The following is an 18377-nucleotide window of genomic DNA, read 5'->3' on the forward strand; positions in this document are numbered from 1 at the left end:
ACAGGAACCCTCCTTGTCACCCGCCGACACGCGCTCCGGTCCGAGGATTGCCCTGCTCGATAGCGGCCTCTCCCGTCTCATGGGCCATCATTCCCATTTCGGCCAGGGGCTGGCTCAGCTTTGCGCCCGGGAAGGCGTTTCGCTCACCACCTTCTCGGCGAAATCCGTCGAGGCCAAGCTCGCGCCCCGCCTCGGCGGGCCTGTGGCCGTGTTCGCGCGATCCCTCTATCAGCCGCTCGGCAACGGAGACATCTACGATCGGGATTGGAACGACTTCCGCACCGGCCGGCAGCTCTATGCGGCCGATCTCGATCAGTCGGGCTTGGAGATGCAGGCCTCCGACCTGATCTGGATCCCGACGGCGCGCCCCCGGGAGATCGCCGGCCTCGCGGAATGGCTGCTCAAGCGCGAGCGTGACCACCGCCCGCGCGTCGCCCTGGGCTTCCATCGGCTGCTGCGGCCCCTGGCTCCAGGAAGTGCCGAAGGTCTGACGCATCGGCTGGCGACGGATCGGCTGGCGGAGGCGGTCGGCCGGGATCGCATCTTCCCGTATGCGACCAACCACCGGCTCGCCCAGCGTCTCGCGGGAGCGATGAATCTCGGCATCTATCTGGCACCTCTGCCGCACTTCTATGGCGCGCTGGCCTCGCCGGCTTCGCCGCCCGCACTGCCGCCGGGCGACGGACCGCTCCTCGTCATTTTCGGCGATCCGGATGCGAGAAAGAACGGCGTGCCGCTGGCCGGGATCGTCCGCGAGGCCCTGCGCCAACGCCCCGATCTGCGCTTCGTCATCCAGGTGAGAGCGGAAGCGGATCCGGGTCTCCTGGAGCTCGAAAAGCTGCGCCCGCTGAAGCTGGTCGAGGGCTGGCTCGAGGAGGATGCCTTCGTGGCATTGATCCGTGCCGCCGACCTTCTGCTCCTGCCCTATCGGCGCGAGCGCTATGCCGACACCATCTCGGGGCCCTTCGCCTTCGCCGCCGCGCACGAACGTCCGGCGATCGTGCCCGCCGGCACCTGGATGGCGGAACGGATCGCCCGCAAGCAGGCTGCTGGCGTTGCCTACAAGCGCGATGCCGCGCTCATCGACGCGCTCATGCTGGCCGCGGACCGCATGACGAAGCTGAAGGCGCAGGCCGCGGCCTTGGCGCCGCGTTGGCGTGTCTGGGACGCCGAGGCCCTGTTCCGGCTCGTGCGGCAATGGTCGCTGGGTCAAGGCACCGGCAAGCTGCGGCGCGTCGATCCGAAACCGCCGCCGGGCCCGCGGTGACGGCCTGTATCCGGAGCGCCGTCAGCCGCCCTCTTCCGGCGCCTCGCATCGAACGGGCGTGCCCGACCGGCAGACGCTCGCATAGCGATGGGACCGGCCCGTCTGGATCGGCAGCAGCGGCACCTGTCCGCGGCTCGCCGCGCTGTCGTCGGGGGCGCTGCAGAAGATGTTCTCGATCATCATCAGCCGCTGCCCGTCGGCCCGCGGAACATAGAGGGCGCCGTCCGACGGCTGGCGATGGAACTGCAGGGTCTTGGAGTCGCTGCTTTCGATCACGCCCAGATCCTGCGTCACCCAATGGCCGAAATTGACCATGCAATGGATCGGCTCCGATCCGCGATTGACGATCCGCAAAGCGATGGGTGCCACCGGACCGGGCTCGGCCGTGCTGCAAGCGGCGATCGCGAGCCCCAGCGCAAGAGCGACACCGCGGCGCCAGACCCTCGCGACGGCGCCCCTCATCGAGCGCGCGGGAAACTGCATCTTAGCCTTCTCCTTCGGTCGCGGCGGGCGCGCGGCCGTTCGAAACGCTTCTGACTGCAGGGGGAACCATCCCGATCATGCCCTCGCGCCTCACGCCCATGTCGTGGGCGCCAGCGGCGACCGGCCCCGCAGCAGGTCGCTCGCGCGCTCGGCCAGCGCGATGATGGCGGCGTTGACCGGGCCTGTGGTGATGCGCGGGATGACCGAGGCGTCGATGACATGCAGTCCCTCGATCCCGCGCAAGGCGAGCTCCGGCGTCACCACCGCCTCCGCATCCGCCCCCATGCGGCAGGTGCCGACCGGATGATGGTGGGTGTAGGCGGCCCGCTCCAGGAACGCGCTGCGATCCGCTTGGCTGCGGCAGGACGGCCCCGGCAGCAGCTCCGCGTCACGCCAATCGGCCAGCGACCGGGCGCCGCCCACCGCCTGCGCCCGATCCAGCGCGTCGAGATAGGCCTGCCGGTCGTACGCCTCGGCCAGGTAGTTGGGATCGATCAGCGGCGGCACTTGCGGATCGGCCGAGGCGAGGCGGATCGAGCCGCGGCTCTTGGGATGGGTGAAGCCGAACATCAGCGTGTAGGCCTCGCCATAGGCCGGTGCCGAAAAACATTCCGTCACCACCGGCGCGATCACGCAGGCCAGCACCAGCTCGGGCACCGAGCCGGGTGCCGCCCCCGGTCGCTCGATATACATGAGCGATTCCGAGTTCTGGTAGCGCGAGGGCGGCACCGGGCGGCGCGCGCGATAGACATTGCCGCCCGAGAGCAGATGGTCATGCAGGTTGCGTCCGACGCCCGGCAGATCGAGCCGCACCGGAATGCCCAGCGCCTTGAGCTCGTCGGCCGGCCCGATTCCGGCGTGCAGCAGCAACGTGGGCGAGCCGATCGCGCCGGTGGCCAGGACGAGACCGCGATCCGCCGAGAGTTGCTCCGTGCCGCCGGAGCCACGCAGCTCGACCCCGCGGCAGCGCTGCGGACCGTCGAAGACCAGCCCGTGGATTTCCCGCCCCTCCAGCAGGTGGAGATTGGAGCGTGCCAGCACGGACGCCGTCAGATAGGCATCGGCGATGGTCTGGCGCCGGCCGTCCTTGATCGTCAGGCTGTTGAGCGTCGGGCCCGCCATGCGCGACCCGTTATGCTCGTCCGTCGGCGTCAGGCCGATCTCCTCGCCCGCCGCCATATAGGCGCGGGTGATCGGGTGGGGCTCTGAGGGCGTCATCACATGGACGGGCCCGCCCGTCCCGTGATAGCGCGAGGGCGCCCCCTGCCAATCCTCGGAGCGGATGAAATAGGGCAGCAGATCGCGGTAGCGCCAGCCGGCTCCCCAATCGTCGAAATCGCGGGGATGGCCGCGCACATGGGCCATGGCATTGATGGTGCTGGATCCGCCCCGCACGCGGCCGCGCGCCCAGGCATGGACGCGGTTCGCCGAATGGCGCTGCGGCACCGTCGCGAAATTCCAGTCGATGGCCGTGCCCTGCAGCATCGGCCAGGCGCGCGGATCGTCGACCTTGGGATCGGTCGGCCTGGTCCCCGCCTCGACCAGCGCCACGCGGACCTCCGGGTCCTCGCTCAACCGCGCCGCCAGCACCGAGCCGGCGGTGCCGGCGCCGAGGATGATCCAATCAAAGGTTCGCAATGGTTCCCCTTTCGGGCCGCCCCTGGTGACGCCCTGAAACGAGTTGTGATATTGTCCGATCGCGCGCGGCGCCGCCACAAGGCCGAATGGAAAAAATGAGCCAATGACGGCCCGCGCACCCATTCCAGGCGAGGGGGACCATCATGGCCACCAAGGAACCTATCATCACGCTCTCGGCCGGTCCGGTGGCCGCCTATCCGGGCGTCATGCGCGCCCTATCGAGACCAATCGAGTACGACTATGACCGCCATTTCCTCGAGCTCTATGAGGCGGTCAACCGCAAGGTCACGCAGGCGCTGCGCAGCGCCACCCCGGCCCTGATCCTCCATTGCGAGCCCGCCCCCGGCCTCGAGGCCGCGGCCGCCTCCCTGATCGGCCCCGACGACGTGGTGCTGAACCTGGCGTCGGGCGTCTATGGCAAGGGGTTCGGCTACTGGTCGGCGCGCTACAACAAGGAGCTCCTCGAGATCGAGGTGCCCTACAACGAGGCGATCGATCCGGCTTCGGTCGAGGCCGCCTTCCGCAAGCGCCCCGACATCAAGATCGTCTCGGTCGTCCATCACGACACGCCGTCCGGCACCATCAACCCGGTCAAGGAGATCGGTCAGATCGTGCGCAAGCACAACGCGCTGATGCTGGTCGATGCGGTCTCCTCCTGGGCCGGCATGGACATCCATCCCGAGGAGAGCTGCTCCGACGTCTTCGTGACCGGCCCCGGCAAATGCCTCGGCGGCGCCCCCGGCCTCACCATCATGGCGGTCAGCGACCGGGCCTGGAAACATATGGAGGCCAACCCCAAGGCGCCGCGCGCCTCGATCCTGAGCCTGCTGGACTGGAAAGAGGCCTGGCGCCACGACAAGCCCTTCCCCTTCACGCCCTCGGTCGCCGAGGTGAACGGGCTCGACGGCGCCATCGATCTCTATCTGGCCGAAGGGCCGGAGGCGGTCTGGAAGCGCCACGCCCTGACAGCCCAGGCCTGCCGCGCCGGCATCAAGGCGATGGGGCTCTCGCTCTGGGCGGCGCGGGAGGAGATCGCGTCCCCGACCTGCACCGCCGTGCGCGTGCCGGACGGCATCAAGGACAGCGACATCCTGGCCGCCTCGCGGGCGCTCTATGGCGTGGTGTTCTCGTCGGGACGCGGCGAGACGCAAGGCAAGCTCATCCGCATCGGCCATATGGGACCGGTGGCCGAGCCGATCTATGCGGTGGTGGCCGTGACGGCGCTGGGCGGCGCCCTCAGGAAGCTGGGCCGCAAGACCGATGTCGGCGCCGGCGTGGCGGCCGCGACCGCCGTGATCGACCAGGCCCGCGCCTGAGGCCGCCCACCGACAAGCGACAAACCTAGAAAAGCAGGGAGATCCACAGCATGAAGCGATTCGAGGGCCGCGTGGCCATCGTCACCGGGGCGGCGCAGGGCATCGGCAAGGCCGTGGCGCTGCGCCTCGGCCAGGAAGGCGCCCTCGTGGTCGCCGCCGACATCAACGGCAAGGGCGCCGAAGCCACCGCCAAGGAGATCGGCGGCAAATCCATCGGCGTCGCGACCGACATCGGCGACCCTGCCTCGGTCACGGCCCTGCACAAGGCGGCCGTGGACAAGGGCGGCAAGCTCGACGTGACCGTCAATGTCGCGGCGATCGTGCCCTTCACGCCATGGGACCAGCTCACCTTCGAGGAATGGCGCCGTATCATGCGCGTCAATGTCGACGGGCTCTATCTCATGTGCCGCGCCAGCTCCGACCTGATGCGCAAGGGCGGCTATGGCCGCATCGTCAATTTCTGCTCGAACTCGATCTTCGCCGGCACGCCCAACATGGCGCATTACGTGGCCTCGAAGGGTGCGGTGCTGAGCTTCACCCGCGCGCTCGCGACCGAGCTCGGCGGCCACAAGATCACGGTCAACTCGATCGCGCCGGGCCTGACCGACACCGAGGGCGTGCAGCAGACCAACCACAAGAACGCCTTCGATTTCGTCGAGATGCTGCAGGCGATCAAGGGCCGCGGCACCCCCGCCGACATCGTCCCGGCCGTGGCCTTCCTCGCCTCGGAAGAAGCCCACTGGGTCACCGGCCAATGCCTCGCCGTCGATGCCGGCATGGTGCGGTGGTAGCGGCCGCTGGTAACTCGGCACGCCATACTTACACCGTCATCCCCGCGAAAGCGGGGAGGTGGATTCACACTCCAAGTGCAACAGCTGCTGCCAGAAGAGTTCGGCGGGGGAGCGCCAGTCAAGGCACTTGCGCGGGGTGTTGTTGTAGGCCCGGAGCAAGTCTGAGATCTGGCGCGAAGTGAGCGCGGCGAGATCGGTTTTCCTGGGGATCCGGCGGCGCATCCTTCCGATGGCGTTCTCGATGCCGCCCTTCTGCCAGGGGGCGTGGGGATCGCAGAAGAAGGTCTGGATGTGGAGGCGATGGAGCTCGTAGTGGCGGGCGAACTCGGTGCCGTTGTCGAAGGTGATGGTCTGGCGCAGGGTCGCGGGCAGGGGTTCGAGCAGGCCGGCGATGGCGGCGGCGATCGGTGCGGCCTGCTTGCCGTGGGGCCTGACGGCGAGGAGCAGGCGGGAGGATCGCTCATGCAGGGTGAGGAGTGCCTGGCCGTAGCGAGCGAACATCATGAGGTCGGCCTCCCAGTGACCGGGACTTGAGCGGTCCTCGACGTCGGGTGGCCTTTCCTCAATGGAAACACGGGCTTGGATGTGGAGGGCGGAGCTGCCGCCCTTGCGCCCGCGAAAGCCGCGCTTGGATTTGGCGCGCGGCAGGTAGTGGCGCCAGCTGTAGTCCTGGCGGCGGGTGATCTGGGCCTGGATGAAGCGATAGATGCTCTCGGGGCTGATGAGATGACGGCCCGACTGGCGCTCGAGCCGGCCGCAGACCTGCTCGGGCGACCAGCCTTTCCTCAAGCCCTCCAGCACCTGCCGGCGCAGGTGCGCGTCGCGCTCCAGGCGCGAGCCGCGCCAGCGCCGGGCCCGGGTCTGCTGCTGGGCGTAAGCCGCCCGGTAGCCGATCTGCCGGCCACGGTTGCGCTTCAGTTCCCGACTAACCGTCGATGCCGGGCGATCCAGAGCTGCAGCGATTTGGCGGATCGAGCGACCTTTGGAACGAAGGTCGGCAATGATGGCGCGCTCTTCGGACGAGAGCTGCTCGTAGTGCTTCCCCATGGCAACACCCTAATCTGGTGTTGCACTTCGTTTGAAAACTCAGCGGATCCACCTCTCAACCGGCACCGCTGGATCGAGTTGGGCACCCGCTTTCGCGGGGGTGACGGGAAGGTGCGTCGACGTGTTGGTGAAACCGTCCCCTCACCCCGCCGCGTTCAGCTTGTGGAACCGCGCTTCGGCCTCGGCGAGGTCGGAATCCGAATCCTGAAAGCGGAAGGAAATCTCCTGGAAGGACTTCTCCAGGAACAGGAAGGCGTCGACCACGTCGGGGTCGAAATGGCGGCCCTTGCCGTCGACGATGAGCTCCCGCGCGCGCTCGTGCGGCATGGGCGCCTTGTAGACACGCCGGCAGATCAGCGCGTCATAGACGTCGGCCAAGGCCATCAGCCGCGCCGAGATCGGGATCGCGTCGGCCGCAAGGCCCTGGGGATAGCCGCTGCCGTCCCATTTCTCGTGATGCCCGAAGGCGATCTCCTTGGCGAAAGCCAGGAACTTGACCGGAGTCCCCATCTGCTTCTCGGCATGCTCGATGGCGTCATAGCCGAGCTTGGGGTGGGCCTTCATGATCTCGAACTCGGCGGGCTCGAGGCGTCCCGGCTTGAGCAGGATGCGGTCGGGGATGCCGACCTTGCCGATATCGTGCAGCGGCGCCGACTTGAACAGGAGCTTGATGTTCTTGTCGGTGAGGAAGCCCGAGAACCGCGGATGGAGCTTCAGATGCTCCGCCAGCACCCGGACATAATGCTGGGTGCGCCGGATGTGGTTGCCGGTCTCGTTGTCGCGCGTCTCGGCCAGCGAGGCCATGGTCAGGATCGTCACGTCCTGAACGGCCTGCACTTCCTTGGTGCGCCGGCGCACCTCGGATTCGAGGAAGACATTATGGTCGCGCAACGTGTCCGAGGCCGCCTTGAGGGCGAGCTGCGCGCTCACGCGCGACATCAGGATCGGCGGGTTGATCGGCTTGGTGATGTAGTCGACGGCGCCCAGCGCGAACCCCTTCTGCTCGTCCGCCGCCTCGGACCTGGCGGTGAGGAAGATCACCGGCACATGGCGGGTGCGCGGATCGGCCTTCAGCCGCCGACAGACCTCGTAACCGTCCAGGCCCGGCATCATGATGTCGAGCAGGATCAGGTCCGGCACATGCTCGCCGGCGGCGATCGCGAGCGCGCGCTGGCCGTTATTGGCGAGCTTCACCTTGTAGGTGTCCTCGAGCAACCCGCCCATCAAAGCGAGATTGTCGGGCGTGTCGTCCACAACCAGGATGGTCGCGGTCGCGGCGGGAGCGAATATTTCAGCCGTCATCGGTTTCCACCAGCTCTAACGGTTGCATGGCATCCTTGAGGAGGCGCAAGGCTTCCTCGAAATCGAATTGCGAGACCGCGTCGTCGATGCGCTGGAAATGGGCCGGCAGGGCGGCGGTCAGCAGCGCCCGGTTCTCGTTCAGCAGCGTGACCGACCGCGAATCGTCGTCCGCCAGCAGCTCGGCCAGCCGCCGGCAGGTGGCATCGCGCACGATGGGGTCGACCGCCACCGGTGCCCGCGGCGACATGTCCGGCGGCAGGCTTCGCGACAAGGTGGCGATCAGGCCCGACAAGCGCTGACCCAGCTGGCCGATCTGCGTCTCGATCAGAGGGCGGGGTTGTGCCGCCTGGATCGCCTCCTCGAGGGCGCCTGCGAGCGCCTGGATCGTCTCGGCGCCGATATTGCCCGCCGCGCTCTTGAGCGTATGGGCAAGCCGCTGGGCGGTCGCCCGGTCGCCCGCATCGAGCGCCGCGCGGATGGCGATGGGCGTTTCCACCTGGTTGGCGGTGAACTTGCGCAGCAGCGAGAGATAGAGGGAAGTCTTGCCGAGCACCCGCCGCAACCCGGTGCGGGTATCGAGCCCGTCGACGCGCAGATTGGTAACCGCCAGGGTCGATCGGTCGAGCTTTCCGTCCGCCCGGTCGGAGACAACGGCGGCACCACGCAGATCGTCGCGGGGCGCCACCCATTTCAGCAGGATCGTCCAGAGATCCACCGGCTCGAAGGGCTTGGCCAGGAAGTCGTTCATGCCCGCCTCGAGGCAGCGCTCGCGATCGGCCTCCATGGCGTTGGCGGTCATGGCCACGATCGGCAGCGCCTGGAGCCGGGGATCCTTTCGGATCTCGATCGCGGCGGCGATCCCGTCCATGACCGGCATCTGCATGTCCATGAGCACGAGATCGTACTCGGCCCCCTGGAGCAGGCGCAGCGCATCCTCGCCATGCACCGCGACATCCACCATCATGCCGACATCGGCCAGGAGCTCGGTCGCGATCTCCTGGTTCATCTCGTTGTCCTCCACCAGCAGGACGCGGGCGCCCTGCATGGGGGCGAGTTTCCGGCGATAGATCTCGGGATCGTCGCCGTCGGCACGGTCCGCATGTTCCGTGCCCAGGGCCCGCATGATGCTCTCGAAGAGGGCGGAAGCGGTCACCGGCTTGGACAGGAGCCCGGCGATGTTGGCGGCCTTGGCATCCTCCAGCAGATCGGGCGCCAGCCCGTAGGCCGTCGCCATGATCAGGCGCGGCATCTTCGCCAGCCCCAGGCCCGCGATCTGCCGCGCCGCCTCGAGCCCGTCCATGTCCGGCATCTGCCAGTCGAGAATGACGAGATCGTAAGGCTGGCCAGCCTCGGCCGAAGCCTTCAACGCCACCAGCGCCGCCGGTCCGGAATCGACCCCGTGCCCCACGAAGGTCATGCTCGCCAGGAGGTCCGTCATCACCAGCCGGGCATTGTCGTTGTCGTCCACGACGAGGATACGGGTGCCGCGCAGCTTGGCGCCGGCGGCCGGCAGGTTTGCCTGCACCAGGCTGACGCCGAAGCGGGCGGTGAACCAGAAGGTGCTGCCCTTGCCATACTCGCTCTCGACGCCGACCTCGCCGCCCATCAGCTCGGCCAGCTTCTTCGAGATCGCGAGTCCCAGCCCGGTGCCACCATATTGACGCGTGGTGGAGATGTCGCCCTGCTGGAAGGATTGGAAGAGATTGGCCTTCTGCTCCTCCGTCAGGCCGATGCCGGTATCCTTCACCGCGAAATGGAGCAGGACGCCGTTCCCGTCTCGCTGCTCGAGGCGGATGGCGACGTCGATCTCGCCGCTCTTCGTGAACTTGACGGCATTGTTGGCATAATTGATCAGGATCTGCCCCAGGCGCAGCGGGTCGCCGACCAGCATGGTGGGCACATCGCGCGCCAGATCGAAGACGAGCTCGAGCCCCTTGGCGTTGGCCTTGTCGGTGACCTGGTTGGCGACGGTTCCCAGCACGGTGGCCAGCTCGAAATCGGTTTGCTCGATGGCGAGCTTGCCCGCCTCGACCTTCGAGAAATCGAGAATGTCGTTGATGAGGGCCAGCAGATGCTGGCCGGATTGCTGGATCTTCTCGAGATAATGCCGCTGGCGCGTCGTCAGCTCCGTGTTCAAGGCCAGATGCGCCATCCCGATGATGGCGTTCATCGGCGTGCGGATCTCGTGGCTCATGTTCGCGAGGAAGGTCGATTTCATCAGCGACGCCGATTCGGCGGCCTTCTTCGCCTCGAGCGTGGCGCGCTCGCTCTCCTTCTGGGGCGTGATGTCGACGAAGGTGCCGATCAACCCGCCGATCGACCCGTCGCCCCGGTAGAAGGTGCGCCGCCAGCTCATCGTGTCATGGAGCTTCCCGTCCGCCAGCGGCACCCGGACGCCGACCCTGTCGCAGTCGACGCCGCGGATGACCTCCATATCCTCTTCGTGATAGCGCTGGCGTTCGGGTTCCGGGATCTGCAGCAGATCGATCGCGCGCTTGCCCATGATGTCGTCGCGCTTCCGGCCCACGATCTCCTCATAGGCCAGATTGACCCCGAGGTAGCGTCCCTCCGTGTCCTTGTACCAGATCGGTACGGGAATGGTGTCGAGCAGCAGCCGCTGGAAGGCCATCTGGTCGGCGATGGTGGCCTCGTTCTGGCGCAGGCTCCGGTTGGCGGCCTCCAGCTCCTGGGTGCGCTGCTGCACCCGTTTCTCGAGATCCTCCTCGGACCGGCGCAGGGTCTCCACCAGCTGGGCCTGCACCGCCAGCCGCTCGGCCTGGGCCGCGGACGATTTGCGGACCTGGCGCACCATGAGGATGGCGAACAGCATGGTCAGCAGGCACTGGAACAGCGTCAGCAGCGCGCTGAGGATGATCTGGCGGCGGACCTCGAGGCTGCGCTCGTGCATCTGCTGGCTGATATAGTGCGTCGCCACCTGCGTCATCAGCTCGAAGGGTTTCTGCAGCTCGTAGAGCCGGCCATAGAACTCCTTCAGCGAGTCGAGGGTGATTTGCCGCGTGGGGCTCGGGCCGAAGAAGCTGTCGCCATAGGGCACGAAGGCCAGCATGCTGGTGATCGACTCTTCATAGATCCCGGCATCTTCCGGCAGATGCTGGTTGTTCATGTTGCGGCTGAGCTCGATGCGGCTGATGAGCACCTCATAGCGCATCTGCAGCGTTTCCAGGTCGATCTGCCCGGTATCGATATTGTGCCCCAGCGCTTCCCGGAAGCGCAGATACTCCCGCGCGCTGCGATCGGCCTGCCAGCCGACGGTGTCGCGCGTATCGTCCGGATTGCGCAGCCGGTCGAGCTGCGTGTACTGCACATAGGCGATGATTCCGAAGACGACAAAGAGCGCCAGCAGGACCAGCGGCGGAGTGAGGCGTCGCATCACGGCCGTCTGCCTACTCGACAACGATGGCGTTGAGTTGCCAGATGCAGCGATCGAGGATGAGCTTGGTGCGCAGCGCGGGGTTGCTGTCGAGCGGATACATCACGAAGAGCGGCCCGTTGTCGCGCACCGCCATCGGCTTGCCATTCATCTTGGTCGCCACGATCACGTCATAGTCTTGGGTATCGGAGATCGGGATCTCGACGGTGTAGTCGTCGATGGCGGAAGCCTTCAGTTCCTGGCCGGTCGCGCCGACCAGAGAGAGGACGTCGCGCAGCAGGGGGCCCGTCAAGGTCACGGGCTGCGGATACCAGGGCGTATGTACCGTCAGCTCCTGCTGGGGCAGGCTCTCCAGCATCGCCATGTCGAGCCGGGCGCCGTCGGCTGCATTGGTCTGGGCGACGTTGCCGCGGATGGTCAGGACCACTTTCCCGGCAGGCGGGTCGAGCGCCAATGCCGGGGTAGCAACGGCAAGGCAAACCAGAAGACCTAGGCTGCACAACAGACGAAACATCCGAGGGAGCTCCTTGCAGTCGGCTCCGGGGAAATTGCCATCTGAAGGGTGCTCTTATCCAGCGCGCCAACGGCCATGGGCTTCGATTTTTGTCCGATAAGCCAAATGATTAATTCTACCCGAGCGCGTCGCGAAAACGACGCCGAGCCGTCGGGAGGGAATGAAAGCAGGCTGTAACAACCGCGCCGGGAGCGAATAGGCGGTTGAAGACAAACAATCCTTTGCCGTCTTCGGCCGGGATTATACCGGTTCCCGAGCGCGGCACGGGACCATAGTCCTGGGCAGCCGTAGGGTTACTCGCGGAGATTGAACCGCAAGTCAGGGATGCCGGACCATTGTCGTGCGACGATGCCGACGCGCGGCAGCGACCCCTGACCGATATTTCAGGTCGCGGAATCCGTCTCGAGCGGAATGAGGCCGGCGACGGCACGGTCCGTCGCCCGGTCGCTGGCGGCGAGGCCCTGGACCACGCCGGCGCGATCGGCCGCGCTGCGGTTCTGGCTCATCTTGAGCTTGCCCTCGAGACGCCCGATCGGCATGCGGATGCCGACGATCGCGCGCAGCTGCTGCCGGATGAAGGCCTCCGGCGCGTCCGTGACGGCCCAGGGCTCGGCCCGCGGCTTTTCATGAAGCGCCGTCAATCTCGTCACGAGATCGAGCAGGCGGTTCTCGTCCTCGAAGAACTCGACGGTGCCATAAGCATGCACGGCCGCGTAGTTCCAGGTCGGCACCACCTTGCCATGCTCCTGCTTCGACGCGTACCAGGAGGGCGTGATATAGGCGTCCGGGCCCATGAAGATCGCCAGCGCCTCGCCGAGCGGCGGCAGCTTCCAATGGGGATTGGCCCGGGCGAGATGGCCATAGAGCACGCCCCGCTCGCCTTCCTTCTCGTCGAGCAGCATCGGCAGCGGCGAGGCGACCGGGCCGTCGGGTGTCGCCGTGACGAAGTTGCAGAGGCGCGCCGCCCGTATCAGCGCATGAAGGACGGCGGGGTCGTCCTCGCGGAAAAGGGGCGGGTTGTACATCGCGCTCCCATCCTATGAGTAATAGCCCGGCGCCTTGACGTAATTCGGGAAGCTGTCGGGATCGTGGCTGTAGAACAGCTCGGCATTGTGCTTCTCGGCCAGCGCCTTCAGCCGGTGCATCGACTTCAGGCTCGCCGTCGGGTCGAGGTGGAAGCTCGAGATGCAGTTCATGTCCATGTTCTTCTGGCTGTAGCAGGCATCGGCCGTGAACAGCATCGGGCGCCGGTTCTTCAGCTCGACCATCAGGCTGTAATGGCCGGCGGTATGGCCCGGCGTCTCGAGCAGCCAGAGGCCCTTGGCGATCTCCTGGTCGCCCGTGATCGTCTCGAACTTCGGCGTGTACATGTCGAGCGCGGGCTCGTCCGGCGGCAGCGCCTTGCCCGCCTGCTTCGCGAGCTGCGGCGCGAAGGTCATGTCGGAATAGCCCAGATGCTCGAAGGGCTGATGCTTGGTCGAAGCCTCGAGCTCCTTGGCGTGGCAGACGGTGCAGGCCTTGCTCAGATGCTTGTTTCCGCCGCAATGATCGAAGTGATAGTGCGAGTTGATGACATAGTTGATGTCGGTCGGCTTGAGCCCGATCTTGGCCAGCGCCCCCGGGATGGTCTGTTCCGGGGTCTGCAACGGCTTCTCGAAGGGCAGCACCCGCATCACATGGGCATGGTCGTACCCGGTGTCGAAGATATAGCGCCCGTCCTTATGCTCGATCAGCACGGCGTAGCAGGGGAAGCGAAGCTCGCCCGCGGGGCCCCGGTTCCAGAACGCATGGAACCCGTCGATCACCAGCGTGCCGCCATCGAGCAGGTAAACCTTGGTGTCCGTCATCGCCTCGTCCTCCCTCTCTCGCGACCCCGCCTCTTCTTACCGGCCCGTCCGGCCGCCCAGGCGGTTCAGTCCCATAGCCTAGCCTAGCGCTCGCCCCGGACATAGGGCAGTCCCAGCGCCGCCGGCAGCACGCTGTGCCGGCCGAAGATCACCAGCACCAGGATCACCATGGCGAAGGGCAGCATCTGCACCACGTCGGTCGGGATGTTCAGCCCCGCCACCTGCAGCGCTGTGGTCATGGCCAGGCTGATGCCGAAGATCAGCGCCCCCAGCAGCACCCAATAGGGTTTGCCGCGCGCCAGCATCGCCAGCACGATGCCGATGAAGCCGGCGCCGTTGGTCATGAAGGGCACGAAGAGGCCGGCGCCCACATTGGCGAGATAGGCGCCGCCCATGCCGGCGAGGAATCCGGTCGCGAGCACGGCGCCCACGCGGGTCGCCACCACGCTGACGCCGGCCGCATCGAGGGCGCCGGGCTTGCTGCCCGCGGCCTCGAGATTGAGGCCGATGTCGCTGTGCTTGTAGAGCCAGCCGATGGCGAAGGTCGCGGCCACGATCAGATAGACGATGAGGTTGTGATGGAACAGCGCCGGTCCCAGCACCGGGATCTCGCTGATGCCCGGGATCTCCAGCACCGGCGCCTTCTCCAGGCGCGGATAGGAGCGCGCGAACTGGAAATGATGCAGCAGCGCCGTCAGCCCCTCCGCCCCCAGCGTCAGGCCGATGCCGATCACGATCTGGTTCATGCCGAGCCGGACGCAGAGCAGCGCCATGAGGCCCGCGACCGCCATCCCGCCCAGCCCGCCCACCACGAATCCCAGCGCGAAGGAGCCGGTATAGAAGGCGGCGACGAAGCCCGCATAGGCGCCGAACAGCATCATGCCCTCGATGCCGATATTGAGCACGCCGGCCTTCTCGGAGATCTGCTCGCCCAGGCCCACGAACAGCAGCGGCACGCCGGCGGTGATCGCGCCGAAGAGGAGTGCCGTCAGGAAGGGCTCGGTGAAGAGGCTGTGCATCGCCCTCAGCTCCGGGTCCGGACCTGGCGGCGATAGTCGAGATACTCGACCAGCGCCAGGAAGATCAGCAGCAGCGCCACCAGCACCAGCGTATAGAAGGTCGGCACGCCGAGCCGCACCGCGGCGCTCTCGCCGCCGACCTGCAGCACCGCGAAGAACATCACGAAGGCGATGGTGGCCAGCCCATGGAACCGCGCCAGGAACACCAGCGGCACCACCAGGAGGCCGAAGGACGGGTTCCAGTCGGCGCGGACCGAGCCCCAGACGCCCAGGATGTCGACGGCCCCGCCCAGCCCCACCAGGCCGGCGCTGATGGCGAAGGTGGCGTAGGTGAGAAAGCCGACATTGAGGCCCGCATGGATCGCCGCGCGGGGGTTGGCGCCCACCACGCAGAGCTTCAGGCCGAAAGAGGTGCGGGTCATGACGAAATGCACGATCAGCACCGCGGCCAGCGCGATCAGGATGCCGCTATGGATGGTGCTGCCGAAAAGCCGCGGCAGGCGGTCCTCGACCGGCAGCGTGTGGGTCTGCGGCACGGTCGTGCCGGGGTCGAAGAACACCAGCTTGATCAGCACATTGGCGAAGCTGATGCCGAGGAAGCTCATCATCAGGGTGCTGATGATCTCGTTGATGCCGTAGCGGACCTTGAGGAAGGCCGGGACCAGCGACCAGACGGCGCCGACGAGCCCCGCCACGACGAAGCAGATCACGATCGTCAGCCAGTCCGGCAGGCTGCCGATGAGCGCCGGCCCCAGCGCCGCGGTGATGACCGCCGCCAGCAGGAACTGCCCGTCGGCCCCCAGGTTCCAGATGCCGGCCCGGAACGCCACGATGAGCCCCGCCGCGATCATGAGGAGCGGCGCCATGCGGGTGACGGTGGCCTGGATCCCCAGCCAGCTGAAGAGCCCGCGCCGGATCACGTAGGTGTAATAGGCCAAAGGATCGGTGCCGAGCAGCAGCAGGATCACGGCGCCGACGACGAGCGCCAGCAGGATCGGCAGCAGGAAGCGCGCGATCGCGGCGGCAACGGCGCGCCCGCGTCCCGCCATCAGCGTGGGCGGGAGCCCCTGGCTGCGGGCGGCTTCCGGCGCGGCGCTCATGCCGCCTCGGCTCCGGTCATCAGGAGGCCGATCCGGCGCTCGGCATTGCCCTCGTTGGGCACGACGCCGCTGAGCCGGCCGCGGAACATCACGGCGATGCGATCGGACAGCTCCAGGAGCTCGTCGAGCTCGTTCGAGATCAGGATCACCGCCAGGCCCTGCTCGGCGCATTGCGCGATCCGGTCGCGTGCCAGGCGGATATTGTGGAGATCGAGCCCGTAGGTCGGCTTGTTGAAGATCGCCAGCCGGCTCGAGCCGTTGAGCTCGCGCGCCAGGAGCGCCTTCTGGATGTTGCCGCCCGAGAGCCGGCCGATCGGCGTGCGCTCCGACGGCGTGCGGATATCGTGGCGCTTGATCTGCTCGCGCGCATGGCCATGGATCAGGTCCCAGCGGCTGACCCCGCGCTGCCAGAGCGGCGGCACGCCGATCTCCTTGACCACGAGATTGGTCGCGACCGAGAAGGCGCCGACCGTGCCCTCGCCCAGCCGCTCGTCGGTGATGTAGCGGAAACCATGGCGACGGCGCTGGGCCACGCCCTCATGGGTCACGTCGCGGCCCTCGAACTGGATCGAGCCCGACGCGGCCGGCCGTTGCCCGGCCAGCATCTCGGCCAGATGCTTCTGGCCGTTGCCGTCCACACCCGCGACCCCCAGCACCTCGCCGGGCCAGAGCTCGAAGCTCACCTCGACCAGCGGGCATTCGCCGCGGTCGGCGAGGGTCGAGACGCCCTTCACCGCCAGAATCGGCGGCTTCGAACGGTCGGCCCGGGCCTGGCGCTTCAGATGGCCGCCGCGGCCCAGCAGCGTCTCGGCATCGCGGCTGTCCGCCTTCTGGCCGCCGAACATGAGCCGGAGCACCTCGTCGGTGATCTGCGCCTCGGTCATGGATTTGAGCCGCGCCTTGTCGAGCTGGCCCGCAACCCGGCCCAGCCGCAGGACCGAGATCCGATCGCCGAACTCGTAGGCTTCGGCCAGCTTGTGGGTGATGAAGATGATGGCGACGCCCTTGTCGCGCAGGCGCTTCATCACCTTGCCCAGATCCTGGACGCCCTGGGGCGTCAGCATCGAGGTGGGCTCGTCGAGGATCAGCACGTTCTCGCCGCGCCAGAGGGCGCGCATGATCTCGACCTGCTGCTGCTCGCCCAGCGCCAGCCTTCCCACCAGCGCATCGGGATCGAGCCGAACGCCCAGCAGGTCGGACAGCTCCTGGAAGCGCTTGAGCACCGGCGCGCGGTCGAGCAGGCGCCAGCGCGAGCCGCCCAGCATCAGGTTCTCGATGACGGAGAGCGTCGGCACCAGCAGCACATGCTGGAACACGGTGCCGATCCCGAGATCGAGGCTGCCGCGCGGCGATCCGATCCGCACCGGCCGGCCCTTGACCAGGATCTCGCCGGAATCGGGCTGCTGCATGCCGGCCAGCATGCCGATCAGGGTCGATTTGCCGGCCCCGTTCTCGCCGAGCAACACATGGATCTCGCCCGGCAGGAAGTCGATGGAGACGTCGTCGTTCGCGACGACGCCGGGAAAGCGCTTGGTGACATTCCGCACCGATACGGCTGTTCCCGGCGTCGCCTCACTCATCAACGCACCCGATCCTTACTGGGCGTTGCCGATTTCGACCGAGGTCATCAGCTTGCGGACGTCCGCCGCATTGAAGACCGGGGTCAGCTTGATGTCGCCCTTTACGATGCCGTTGCGGACCGCCATCACCTGGCTCCACACATCGTCAGGGATGTGCTTGGTGTGCAGGAGCTGGCAGGAATCGTCGGCCACCTGGATCGAGTAGTGCTTGGTGCCGAAGGTGCCGGCCTTGAGGTCCTCGACCATGGCGCTGAACACGGGCACCAGGTTCCAGACCACGGAAGACAGCAGGTGACCCTTGTCGATCGGGGTCTTGTCGCCGATCACGTCGATGAAATAGACATCGCCGCCATCGGTCGCCTTGGTGGTCTCGGTCGCCTCCATCATGCCGAAGCTGGCACCGTCGCCCTGGCCGAAGATGATGTCGGCGCCGGCGGCGATGACGGATTCGGTGACGCGCCGGCCGCCGGCCGCATCGGAATAGGCGGCGGGACCGATCACGGCATAGATCAGCTTGATGTTCGGCTTGATCGCCTTGGCGCCCTGGGCGAAAGCGGCCGACTGCGAGTTCCAGGAGGGCGGCTCGCCCGAGGTGACGATGCCGAGCGCCCCCGTGCGGGTCATCTTCGCCGCCAGCACGCCGGCGAGATAGGCGCCTTCATGGCCGCTCAGCGTGTAGTCGGCGATCAGGCCCGGGACGTTGGCGTCGGGACGATCGACGATCGCGACCGGCACCTTGGTCTCGTTGGCGATTTCCGGCGCCGCCTGGTTGTAGCCCGAGGCATGGGCGATCATCAGGCTGACGCCGTCGCCCGCCAGCTCGCGCAGCTGCGGACGCACATCGCCATAGCCCAGGCCCTCGGCCGGGACGAACTCGATGCCGTATTTCGCCGCCACCGCCTTGCCGGCGTCGATCGCCTGCTGGTTCCAGCCATAGTCCGTGCCCTGCTCCGGCGTCAGGACCGCGATGCTCTTCACATCGGTGGCACCGGCAGCGCCGGCGAAGCCGACGCTGAGCGCCAGCGCGGCCGCGACGGGCGTCGCCTTGATCACTCTGCTCAATGATGTCCACGTCATGGGGT

The 18377-nt window shown here is 67.2% G+C and carries 15 protein-coding genes; 3 read left to right on the forward strand and 12 right to left on the reverse strand.

Annotated elements, in window-relative coordinates:
- The first annotated feature begins 13 nt into the window (after window positions 1-13).
- Window positions 14-1267 (forward strand): glycosyltransferase, encoded by a 1254-nt coding sequence (locus tag FRZ61_RS19200; protein WP_151119243.1) that lies wholly within the window; start codon window positions 14-16, stop codon window positions 1265-1267.
- Between the two features lie 21 nt (window positions 1268-1288).
- Here FRZ61_RS19200 and FRZ61_RS19205 read toward each other — a convergent pair whose 3' ends face one another.
- Window positions 1289-1750, reverse strand: a complete 462-nt coding sequence (locus FRZ61_RS19205; RefSeq protein ID WP_151119244.1) for a hypothetical protein — start codon at window positions 1748-1750, stop codon at window positions 1289-1291.
- Window positions 1751-1840: 90 nt separating this feature from the next.
- Complete coding sequence (locus tag FRZ61_RS19210) at window positions 1841-3388, reverse strand: GMC family oxidoreductase (protein ID WP_225308900.1); 1548 nt, start codon at window positions 3386-3388, stop codon at window positions 1841-1843.
- A gap of 143 nt (window positions 3389-3531) precedes the next feature.
- Between FRZ61_RS19210 and ppaT the strand changes: the two genes are divergently transcribed.
- Both ppaT and pldH read left to right on the forward strand, forming a co-directional pair.
- The gene (ppaT, locus tag FRZ61_RS19215) at window positions 3532-4704 is read left to right on the forward strand and encodes a pyridoxamine--pyruvate transaminase (protein ID WP_151119246.1); all 1173 of its coding nucleotides are present in this window, start codon (window positions 3532-3534) and stop codon (window positions 4702-4704) included.
- A gap of 50 nt (window positions 4705-4754) precedes the next feature.
- Window positions 4755-5495, forward strand: coding sequence for a pyridoxal 4-dehydrogenase, SDR-type (gene pldH, locus FRZ61_RS19220; RefSeq protein WP_151119247.1), 741 nt, complete (start codon window positions 4755-4757; stop codon window positions 5493-5495).
- A 36-nt stretch (window positions 5496-5531) separates the two neighbouring features.
- On the opposite strand, the gene FRZ61_RS19225 is transcribed toward pldH, so the two are convergent.
- The 10 genes from FRZ61_RS19225 to FRZ61_RS19270 all read right to left on the reverse strand — a co-directional run bounded on the left by FRZ61_RS19225 (window position 5532) and on the right by FRZ61_RS19270 (window position 18372).
- Window positions 5532-6542 (reverse strand): IS30 family transposase, encoded by a 1011-nt coding sequence (locus FRZ61_RS19225; RefSeq protein ID WP_151119248.1) that lies wholly within the window; start codon window positions 6540-6542, stop codon window positions 5532-5534.
- A gap of 141 nt (window positions 6543-6683) precedes the next feature.
- The gene (locus FRZ61_RS19230) at window positions 6684-7844 is read right to left on the reverse strand and encodes a response regulator (protein ID WP_151119249.1); all 1161 of its coding nucleotides are present in this window, start codon (window positions 7842-7844) and stop codon (window positions 6684-6686) included.
- The gene (locus FRZ61_RS19235; protein WP_151119250.1) at window positions 7834-11235 is read right to left on the reverse strand and encodes a PAS domain-containing hybrid sensor histidine kinase/response regulator; all 3402 of its coding nucleotides are present in this window, start codon (window positions 11233-11235) and stop codon (window positions 7834-7836) included. Before FRZ61_RS19235 ends, FRZ61_RS19230 begins: the two co-directional genes overlap by 11 nt.
- A gap of 13 nt (window positions 11236-11248) precedes the next feature.
- Complete coding sequence (locus FRZ61_RS19240) at window positions 11249-11662, reverse strand: molybdopterin-dependent oxidoreductase (protein ID WP_225308901.1); 414 nt, start codon at window positions 11660-11662, stop codon at window positions 11249-11251.
- Between the two features lie 470 nt (window positions 11663-12132).
- On the reverse strand, window positions 12133-12774 hold the full coding sequence (locus FRZ61_RS19245) for an FMN-binding negative transcriptional regulator (RefSeq protein WP_151119252.1): 642 nt from the start codon (window positions 12772-12774) through the stop codon (window positions 12133-12135).
- A 12-nt stretch (window positions 12775-12786) separates the two neighbouring features.
- On the reverse strand, window positions 12787-13596 hold the full coding sequence (pldA, locus tag FRZ61_RS19250; RefSeq protein ID WP_151119253.1) for a 4-pyridoxolactonase: 810 nt from the start codon (window positions 13594-13596) through the stop codon (window positions 12787-12789).
- An 83-nt stretch (window positions 13597-13679) separates the two neighbouring features.
- The gene (locus FRZ61_RS19255) at window positions 13680-14615 is read right to left on the reverse strand and encodes a putative B6 ABC transporter permease subunit 1 (protein WP_151119254.1); all 936 of its coding nucleotides are present in this window, start codon (window positions 14613-14615) and stop codon (window positions 13680-13682) included.
- 5 nt (window positions 14616-14620) lie between these two features.
- The gene (locus FRZ61_RS19260) at window positions 14621-15715 is read right to left on the reverse strand and encodes a putative B6 ABC transporter permease subunit 2 (RefSeq protein ID WP_151119255.1); all 1095 of its coding nucleotides are present in this window, start codon (window positions 15713-15715) and stop codon (window positions 14621-14623) included.
- On the reverse strand, window positions 15712-17295 hold the full coding sequence (locus tag FRZ61_RS19265) for a putative B6 ABC transporter ATP-binding protein (RefSeq protein WP_151119256.1): 1584 nt from the start codon (window positions 17293-17295) through the stop codon (window positions 15712-15714). Before FRZ61_RS19265 ends, FRZ61_RS19260 begins: the two co-directional genes overlap by 4 nt.
- A 15-nt stretch (window positions 17296-17310) precedes the next feature.
- The gene (locus tag FRZ61_RS19270; RefSeq protein ID WP_225308902.1) at window positions 17311-18372 is read right to left on the reverse strand and encodes a putative B6 ABC transporter substrate-binding protein; all 1062 of its coding nucleotides are present in this window, start codon (window positions 18370-18372) and stop codon (window positions 17311-17313) included.
- Between the last annotated feature and the right edge of the window lie 5 nt (window positions 18373-18377).

Origin of the sequence: Hypericibacter adhaerens (assembly GCF_008728835.1) — a bacterium.
GTDB classification, from domain to species: Bacteria; Pseudomonadota; Alphaproteobacteria; order Dongiales; family Dongiaceae; genus Hypericibacter; species Hypericibacter adhaerens.